Genomic DNA, 8,039 nt, shown 5'->3' on the forward strand with positions numbered 1-8,039 from the left:
TTCACTGATTGCCGTAAAAAAAGAAGACACAGAAACGGCAAGGCGCCGATAGAAATTGCCGGCGCAGACATTACAGGAATCGATTGCTTAAAGTTGTAAAATAGCAGTCGCAAAAGGGGACGCTACCATTCTTAAAACTATTGACAAATATCAATATTTAAGGTAGTATGGATTAATCAAGTATTTCTAGATTTATTTCTAAAGAAAGGAGGAAGTCATGCCGGAAAATGATGTGGAATTATTTACCATAAGAGCCCGACTTCGCTTACTCGCAGCCAGAAAAAAGAAAACTGGCCTAGACAACTGTTCTGTTTGTGATAACGGATTCATGCATGGTGAAGGATTCTCCTTCTCTGACAAGTCAATGCTTTTCGAGCTGAGAACCCTGCGGATTGATGTTGCCCAGGCGCTAAAAACACCTGCACCCAATGAAGAGCAAATCCTTAACTCAAGATATAATACACTAGCGATGGCGTCATAAGCCACCCCTCATACCGCCCTTAAATTATACATGGGCGGTATTTTTTTAAACTAATTATAGCCAGTTATATACCCACGCTCTCCCCTCCTTACCAAGGAGGGGTTCGGCCTGCCTGCCGTAGTTTTAACGAAGGCAGGGGGAGGTTCTTAGGGTCAACCCCCTCTATCATCTCCCCCTTGTCTAAGGTGGAGATTCAAAGGTGAATAAAATTATTTCTTCTTTTTTGTGGATTTCTTAGCAGGAGCTTTCTTTTTACCCACAGCCTTTTTTGCTTCTGGTTTAACTTCCTTAACTGTTTTTTCTTCCTTAGCTGGTTTGATAATTTTAGCAGCAATCAAGGCATTCATAATTTTATCAAGCTTGGCATTAATACTAGCTAGCTGATCGCCTTTAAGCGCGCCACCTCTATCACCGCCTCTGTCAGTAGCTTTACCACCTCTGTCAAAACAATCATCACAAAAAATTGGTTTTCCAGGCGTTGGTTGAAAAGGAACCTGGCATTCTTTCCCGCATTTATCACAGATAGCTGAAAACATTTGTCTGTCTCTGTCTCTGAATCTTGGTCTGCTAAAATCACGACCTCCCCTGTCATCTCTTCTTGGCTCTCTGCCTTGTCTGGCAGTGAAACAATTAGAGCAATAGACTGGCTTGTCGCCTGTTGGTTTAAATGGCACTTCGCATGTTTTACCGCATTCAGCGCAGATTGCTTCATGCATTTGTGATCTTGTGCCAAAATCACGACCGCCTCTATCGTCTCTTCTTTTTGAATCTCTTCTCATAAATTTTGTTTGTTAGTTATTAATAATTCTAATATTTTATTTGCATTATTGATAAACATCATGATTTCCAACGGAATGAAAATATATTTGGCCTTTATCCTTACTAAACTCAAAAATAATCCGGTAATTACCGTCAATTGAAAAAGACCAGAATTCTTTAAGTTTGCCGTGGAGCTTATGGCTTTTTAATTGCGGATCAAGTGGATTTTGGCGAAAAATTACTTCTCGTTTTTCTGCGATTAGTTTAACTTTTTGAGGCAATTTTTTGTATTCGCGTGCAAATTTTGTGGAATAAATTATTTCCATATCCATTCCTATGACCTTATCTCAATTCTTTTAATGCTCCCAAAACTTTGCCTTTGCCGGAACTTATTTCCTTGCGGCTTTCATTTAAGTCACTAAGCAGCTTGCCTGCCTGCCAATCCCGCAATAAATCCCTAAAAAACTCACTGGTACTGGAATAATTATTTTTTTTAACAGTGGATTTGACTGCCTTAACCAAGGGCGCGGGCAGAGAGATGTTGATTATTTGTCTCATAATTTTAAAAAATTAATTGTAACACATTGTATTACAATTATAGCACGCTAATTATTTTTGTCAAATGCACGAGTCTCTGGCTTTAGACATAACTTTGATTACTAATATTCATAATTAAAGTTTATATCCTAACTTTAATTATGCTAAATCTTAATTAAAGTATCAAATGTTCACCCTATAATTAGCATTATTTTATTACATTAACGCTTTTTGGCAGTTTTGGCATAATACCGCCAATTTATAAATCCCACTCCACTGGCAAAGTTCCGGTAAAAGCGTAATTGCCGAACAAAACATCGGCGATGCCCTGGCCCTCGCTCCCTGGCAGCCAGGCCGCTATAATTGCGTCCCAATCCTTGGCGTATTCTTTAATATCCAGCGGCCGGCCAGAAACTATAATAACAATAATTTTTTTACTGGCTTTTTTCAGATTTGAAATAGTCGTTAAATCTTCGGCTGACAGGCTAGGATTTACTTTATCGCCCCAGCCCTCAGCATAAGGTTTTTCACCAACAATAGCAATACCAACCTCAGCTAAAACCTTTTGTCCGGTAAAATTACCATTTAAATCATATTCTATTTTACTATTTTTACCAGCCAGCTGCTTAATACCTTGTAAAATCGTTGTGCCAGGTATCCAGTTGCCATCAATGCCCTGCCATTCCACTGTCCAGCCGCCTGATTGCCTGCCGAGATTATCTGCGGCCGAACCGGCCACTAAAATTTTAGGAGTGTTTTTAGAAATTGGCAGCGTATCATTATTTTTTAATAATACTTGAGATTCTCGAACAGCTTCCCTGGCTAACTTACGATGCTGGTCGCTGCCTATAACTGACAATCCTTCTGGTGTGGCTAAAAGACGGTCAAATACTCCTGTTTTAAATTTTACTGTTAATATCCTTTTTACAGCATCATCCAAACGGTTCATTGTTATATCGCCATTAGCTAAAGCTTTTTGTATATTAGAGATAAAATCCTTATATTCAAACGGAGTCATCACCATATCGACCCCCGCATTCACCGCCCTCACTATTGAATTATATTTACTTGATTCAATTTCATAAACCCCGTACCAATCAGAAACTATAAAGCCTGAAAATCCCAGCTCGTTTTTTAATATCTCTGTTAAGAGATGATAATTGGCGGAATTTAGATCACCATTCCAACTAGCAGTACCCACCATAATAACTTGCGCACCGCCAGTTATGGCTTTTTGGAAAGGAACCAGGTGAACTTGACGCAAGGTTTTTTCGTCTAAGGTTATATTCCCTTCTTCTATTTTGAAGTTTTTGTTGCGAGCAGTTCCATATTCCATAGCTCCACCACCTATAAAGTGTTTAGGGTTGGCTAATACCGTATAGTAATTATTTGCAGAATCCTGGGTTCCCTCTAGATAAGCCAGCCCTAACTTGGCTACGTTGGCGGTGTCTGATCCGAAAGTTTCATATGTTTTACCCCAACGGATATCTTTAGCAACATCAAGATCAGGAGAAAAATTCCAATAGATTCCAGTTGCGGCTACCTCTTCTGCGGTTGCTTTGGCCACTTCCCTAACTAAGTCTGAATCGTGGCTTGCTCCTAAACCAATAAAATGCGGAAAGATCGTTGCGCCTGGAATATTGCCGTGGCCATGATTAGCATCAATGCCATAAAGTAAAGGTATTTTTAAGCGTGTTTTTTGGCTGTAGCTTTGAAAATTATTTACCATTTTGAGCCAGCCCGCAGGCGTATTATCAGCAGGATGTCCGCCACCGCCACTCAACAGTGCGCCCAAGCCGTATTCCGCAATATCATTTAAATCATGGATACTGTTTTTCTCAACCAACACCATTTGCCCGATTTTTTCAGAAATTGTCATTCTCTTTAGCAAATCGTTAACTCTGGCTTCGGTTGAGAGCGCTGAGTTTTGATAAGGGAGATTTATTTCATGGCATTGATTATCATTTTCCTCACAGACCTTAACATATTTATCAGGTGAAGGAAGAAGAGTAGAAGGCGATGACTTAAAATAATCATAAACCAAAACCGCAGCTACTAGTAGCAGAAATATAGCTAGGAATTTAATTATTTTTGAGGAATTAAACCTAAAATTCATAACTTATCTTAAAATTTTTCAATTTGTTTCTCCATTTTAAGTTAAATTTATACTTGGCTTTAGCCAGCCCACTAATGTGGGGTATAAAATTTTATTCGTATTATTTTATTATATTAACTCTTGTCGAAAGTTTCTGAGTAATAATATTTAAATCCGAAGTAGAATAATTATTGCCTGAAATATTGAATGTTTTCAAATTCTGCAAATTCCCTAGTTCATTTGGCAAACCAGTTAACTGGTTATTAGATAAATCTAAAACCTGTAAATTTGTGAGTTGGCCGATTTCTGCGGGCACGCCCGTCATCAGATTATTGCTGGCATTAAGGACTTTGAGATTTTTCAGCTGGTTGATTTGCGACTGGATTGCGCCAGTAATTTTATTATTGGAGATATTTAATTCTTCCAGATTAGTCATGTTAAAAACATAATCAGGGACTTTAGTTAAATTCTGATTGCTTAAATTCAGAGTGCTTGCCCCATAATTAAGATTGGTATTACTTGGGACATTGGTGTTAGTATTTGTATTGATTGTTGATTGTCCCGCCAAAGAACAGCCGCCTAATAATAGGGCGACAAATAAAATTAAAAATAGTTTTTTCATAGGGTTAAATAAAATTATTAAATTATGTAGCAAATGCCGCTAATTGTTGTTGTATGAATACTGGTTCTTCAATTTCCTCCTCTATTTCTCCATTTAGCATTTTTATAACAGCATCTCCGATATAGTATCCGAGATTTACAGGTACTGCATTACCGATTTGTTTATATTGCTGTGCAATAGATCCGGAAAATTTCCAATAATCGGGAAATGTTTGAATTCTGGCATATTCACGAACAGATAAAGGTCTTGTTTCTTCAGGATGGCAACGTTCAGTTTGTTTTTGAGCAGGACTGCAGGTCAAAGTCAATGATGGTTCATCCCAAGATAGTCGCCTTGCCATTCCAGTTTTGCCACCACCCATATAGAAACTGGCTCCCATATATTCTTTTTGAAGTTCTAATGAAAGGTCTCTCCAGTAGCCACCGGGAGGAATCAATTTCATTATTTTTTTCTTTTTTTCCGGATATTCTTGTCCGTCTGATTTGGGGCATTTAAAAAGTGCTTCGCGTAACGGAATAATATAATCCTTTTCTTTTGGAAACGAAATTGGTATATCCAAATCCTTTCTAACGCCAATAATTATCAGCCTCTCCCTTTTTTGGGAGACGTCAAAGTATTGGGATCTTAAAATTTTATATTTAACTCTATATCCTAATTCCTCTAATACACTGGCCATTGTTTTAATTGTTCTGCCATTGTCATGATTTAATAATCCCTTTACATTTTCGCCAATGGCAATTTTGGGTTTTACTTCTTTGACGCATCTTGCAAATTCAAAAAATAAAGTACCTCGTATATCTTCAAATCCCATTTTTTTTCCAGCGCATGAAAAAGTCTGGCATGGAAATCCACCCTGTACAATATCTGCCTGCCCTTCGAAAAACTTAAGCTCTCTAATATCCCCCTCAACAACATTCCAATTTGGTTTATTCATTCGAAGTGTTTCACAAGCATATTTATCATTTTCATTTAGTAATACATGCTCAATCCCAGCATTTTCCATCCCCAAGGCAGTACCTCCGGCACCAGCAAACAACTCAATAGCTGTATATGGCGACATTTTATTATTTTTCAGAATTTTAAATTTACTTTTTTTGCCACCGTGTGTTTTGTTTTGAATTCTTTTTATCTCTTCCAAACTGAACAAACGGTCATTCCTTTCATCCCTAAATGACTTTACTAATCCCTTTTTATCCCACCTTCTAATAGTATCTATAGAAATACCCAATTTTAAGGCTGCTTCGCCAGCAGTGATAAATTTTTCTTTTTTCATATAAAAATGATAGATATTTAATCTACCATAATTATACCAAATAACCATTGCATAGGCAAAGGTTATTTGATTGGGAATGCTCTACTAAATAGATCAAAATATTGACCTGCCTCACTTCTACCTAATTTATGCTTATACTTATCTTCTAATATGCGCTGAATGGCTTCAAATAGCTCCTGCATAGCGGATTCCCTACCTGTGGCCATAGCATAAAAGCTTATTCCATCAATAACCCTAATTCTTTCATTCAACGGTCGCTTTTCCTTTTTATTATTATCTGATGGAGTATATGGTTTATCATATTGTTTTCTTCCCTTCGGTATAATTTCTACATAATATCCAGTAAAATTTTTGTACTCATCGGCATTAAGCTTTGATTCAATAGAATCGTACAATTTAACTGCATGATCTCCTTTTGTTGTATTATGTTTATTCTTAATCTCAGCGATTATTTTCATTTTTTTATTCATAACATCCAATCCGCCTCCGACACCAAGATTTGTCCATCCAGGTATAGATCCTAAAATGCACTGATGAAAATCACCAATCGCATTTTGCATTGTTTTTTGTATTTGTCTCACTTTTTCTTGTGCAAGCCATTGTTTATAGGTTATTGAATGAGATACTCCATCAAACAAGGCAGAAAATGGATCAATTACATTTTTGTGTAGATTAATAGCAGAGTTTTGTTCTGCAGTTTTAATTATTTTTACTACCCTATCTACAGCAGCAATAAGATCTTTGTCAGATATAAATTTCAAGTATGGCATAAAATTTAAATCATTAGGTGTTATGTAATTTTTTTAGGTTAATTATTATTAAATTAATTTTCTTATTCTCTTTACAACAGCGTCTTGGTACAAACGGAAAGCTTTTCGTTTTTCTTTAGGATAAATATAAGGAGTGCCAAGAACCTCGCCACATTTACTACATTTTAATACAGGGACATCTTTTACATTCAATGCCTGTAATTCGACTAAATCCCCAGGCTCGAATATTCTATCCATATATAAACGTCGCAAATTACCAGGACCATCTTTTTGATAAACTACAACAATACTTTCGCACTTACGACAACAAACATTCAACAGACGTGAATGGCCTCCACGAACAGACTTATACTTATCTTTTTTGAATGAAAAGCCTGTTTTTTTCATATCTGTTAATTTTTTTAAGTTACTTATTTATAATGCGAATATTGGACAATCTATACTTTGTCGTGACTATGTTTTGGTTTGTAATCTCTCCAAATATAATCCCCATATTTTTCTTGTAAATACATCATAAATTGTACAGATAAAGGGGGTTCAATTCCTTGAACTTTGAAACCGACTTTATCTAAAACATTTTTAATCTCCTCATCGGATGAAAAGTAACCATCTTTTAAGCCTTCCTGCTTAGCGCAATAATCTAGGCGCTTTGCAATAATCTCATGGGGAATCCCAGTGCCTTCCCTAATTTCTTGCGCTTCTTTTGCTTTAGTTTCAAAGTTGCTAATTTTGCTTGGTTTTTCTGGTGTCATAAATTTAGAAATTATTTTTAAATTTTTTCATAATTTTTATATAATGCTAATTAACGAATGAATGCGAATCTACAAATTATAATTCTTGAAATATTCTCTTACCATCAACTTTTTTCATGTTTAACAATACTTTCTTATCAGAATTGACGTAAGAAGCTAATATTTTGCCAATAAAAATAATATGGTCGCCAGCATCAACTTCTTTTTCCAAAGCGCACTCAAAATTAATAGTTGCTTTTTTAATTAAGGGCGATTTAATAAACTTGGCTTTTTCGGTTTCAAGTCCTGTTTCTTTAAATTTGTCTACTTCATTGCCATGAGTGGTGCCAAAATACAAAACTTCTTTTTCCAGTTCTTTATTTGGTACGGCAACAACAAATTCTTTACTTTGCTGGATTAGTTTATGAGTATAACCATTTTTAGATAAAGACACAGCAAAAAGTCCAGGCTCTCTGGAAACTTTCATATGCCAGGCATTGATCATGCCACTGGGCCGGCCATTTTCGTCTATGGAAATGACAAAGATACAGGTTTCCGGCTTTAAGGCCTCAAAAGCGTCGTTGATGTTGGATTCTTTCATATTTTTTATGCTTATTTTAGATAAAATACTTAGTTATTAACAGTAGGATAGCGTCCCCTTTTGCGACTGCTAAGAATATTGGATTTTCTCTAAGGTTGGAAGAATATCAGGAATTATCCTATTCTTAAGGGGATAATTCATTAAAATTACCGTTATTATGACAAAAAAAA

11 protein-coding genes are annotated in these 8,039 nt (G+C 36.1%); 1 reads left to right on the top strand and 10 read right to left on the bottom strand.

Features of this window, described 5'->3' with window-relative positions; all coding sequences use genetic code 11:
• Nucleotides 1-217: 217 nt before the first annotated feature.
• Entirely contained in the window at nt 218-481 is a 264-nt protein-coding gene (locus WC460_06840; protein ID MFA5189045.1) for a hypothetical protein, read from the top strand.
• Between the two features lie 209 nt (nt 482-690).
• Here the strand turns inward: WC460_06840 and WC460_06845 are convergent, their stop codons facing one another.
• The 10 genes from WC460_06845 to WC460_06890 all read right to left on the bottom strand — a co-directional run bounded on the left by WC460_06845 (nt 691) and on the right by WC460_06890 (nt 7,869).
• Nucleotides 691-1,260, bottom strand: coding sequence for a CxxC-x17-CxxC domain-containing protein (locus WC460_06845; protein MFA5189046.1), 570 nt, complete (start codon nt 1,258-1,260; stop codon nt 691-693).
• Between the two features lie 45 nt (nt 1,261-1,305).
• On the bottom strand, nt 1,306-1,572 hold the full coding sequence (locus WC460_06850; protein MFA5189047.1) for a type II toxin-antitoxin system mRNA interferase toxin, RelE/StbE family: 267 nt from the start codon (nt 1,570-1,572) through the stop codon (nt 1,306-1,308).
• 10 nt (nt 1,573-1,582) lie between these two features.
• Nucleotides 1,583-1,798 carry a ribbon-helix-helix domain-containing protein gene (locus WC460_06855; GenBank protein MFA5189048.1) on the bottom strand — a complete coding sequence of 72 codons (216 nt, stop codon included), beginning with the start codon at nt 1,796-1,798 and terminating at the stop codon, nt 1,583-1,585.
• 238 nt (nt 1,799-2,036) lie between these two features.
• Nucleotides 2,037-3,893 carry a glycoside hydrolase family 3 protein gene (locus WC460_06860; GenBank protein ID MFA5189049.1) on the bottom strand — a complete coding sequence of 619 codons (1,857 nt, stop codon included), beginning with the start codon at nt 3,891-3,893 and terminating at the stop codon, nt 2,037-2,039.
• Between the two features lie 100 nt (nt 3,894-3,993).
• On the bottom strand, nt 3,994-4,494 hold the full coding sequence (locus tag WC460_06865) for a leucine-rich repeat domain-containing protein (protein ID MFA5189050.1): 501 nt from the start codon (nt 4,492-4,494) through the stop codon (nt 3,994-3,996).
• 22 nt (nt 4,495-4,516) lie between these two features.
• Entirely contained in the window at nt 4,517-5,767 is a 1,251-nt protein-coding gene (gene dcm / locus WC460_06870) for a DNA (cytosine-5-)-methyltransferase (GenBank protein ID MFA5189051.1), read from the bottom strand.
• 62 nt (nt 5,768-5,829) lie between these two features.
• Nucleotides 5,830-6,537 carry an Eco47II family restriction endonuclease gene (locus WC460_06875; GenBank protein ID MFA5189052.1) on the bottom strand — a complete coding sequence of 236 codons (708 nt, stop codon included), beginning with the start codon at nt 6,535-6,537 and terminating at the stop codon, nt 5,830-5,832.
• Nucleotides 6,538-6,585: 48 nt separating this feature from the next.
• Nucleotides 6,586-6,924, bottom strand: a complete 339-nt coding sequence (locus WC460_06880) for a hypothetical protein (protein MFA5189053.1) — start codon at nt 6,922-6,924, stop codon at nt 6,586-6,588.
• Between the two features lie 50 nt (nt 6,925-6,974).
• The gene (locus WC460_06885; protein MFA5189054.1) at nt 6,975-7,289 is read right to left on the bottom strand and encodes a hypothetical protein; all 315 of its coding nucleotides are present in this window, start codon (nt 7,287-7,289) and stop codon (nt 6,975-6,977) included.
• Nucleotides 7,290-7,365: 76 nt separating this feature from the next.
• Entirely contained in the window at nt 7,366-7,869 is a 504-nt protein-coding gene (locus WC460_06890; protein MFA5189055.1) for a flavin reductase family protein, read from the bottom strand.
• Nucleotides 7,870-8,039: the final 170 nt, after the last annotated feature.

It is taken from the genome of Patescibacteria group bacterium, from assembly GCA_041651155.1.
Taxonomy (GTDB): domain Bacteria; phylum Patescibacteriota; class Patescibacteriia; order CAIXNZ01; family CAIXNZ01; genus JAPLYF01.

What these genes read in the sequence shown, in the direction of transcription:
- WC460_06840 (MFA5189045.1), top strand. Translation starts at nt 218, where the DNA reads ATGCCGGAAAATGATGTGGAATTATTTACCATAAGAGCCCGACTTCGC.
- WC460_06845 (MFA5189046.1), bottom strand. Translation starts at nt 1,260, where the DNA reads ATGAGAAGAGATTCAAAAAGAAGAGACGATAGAGGCGGTCGTGATTTT.
- WC460_06850 (MFA5189047.1), bottom strand. Translation starts at nt 1,572, where the DNA reads ATGGATATGGAAATAATTTATTCCACAAAATTTGCACGCGAATACAAA.
- WC460_06855 (MFA5189048.1), bottom strand. Translation starts at nt 1,798, where the DNA reads ATGAGACAAATAATCAACATCTCTCTGCCCGCGCCCTTGGTTAAGGCA.
- WC460_06860 (MFA5189049.1), bottom strand. Translation starts at nt 3,893, where the DNA reads ATGAATTTTAGGTTTAATTCCTCAAAAATAATTAAATTCCTAGCTATA.
- WC460_06865 (MFA5189050.1), bottom strand. Translation starts at nt 4,494, where the DNA reads ATGAAAAAACTATTTTTAATTTTATTTGTCGCCCTATTATTAGGCGGC.
- dcm (MFA5189051.1), bottom strand. Translation starts at nt 5,767, where the DNA reads ATGAAAAAAGAAAAATTTATCACTGCTGGCGAAGCAGCCTTAAAATTG.
- WC460_06875 (MFA5189052.1), bottom strand. Translation starts at nt 6,537, where the DNA reads ATGCCATACTTGAAATTTATATCTGACAAAGATCTTATTGCTGCTGTA.
- WC460_06880 (MFA5189053.1), bottom strand. Translation starts at nt 6,924, where the DNA reads ATGAAAAAAACAGGCTTTTCATTCAAAAAAGATAAGTATAAGTCTGTT.
- WC460_06885 (MFA5189054.1), bottom strand. Translation starts at nt 7,289, where the DNA reads ATGACACCAGAAAAACCAAGCAAAATTAGCAACTTTGAAACTAAAGCA.
- WC460_06890 (MFA5189055.1), bottom strand. Translation starts at nt 7,869, where the DNA reads ATGAAAGAATCCAACATCAACGACGCTTTTGAGGCCTTAAAGCCGGAA.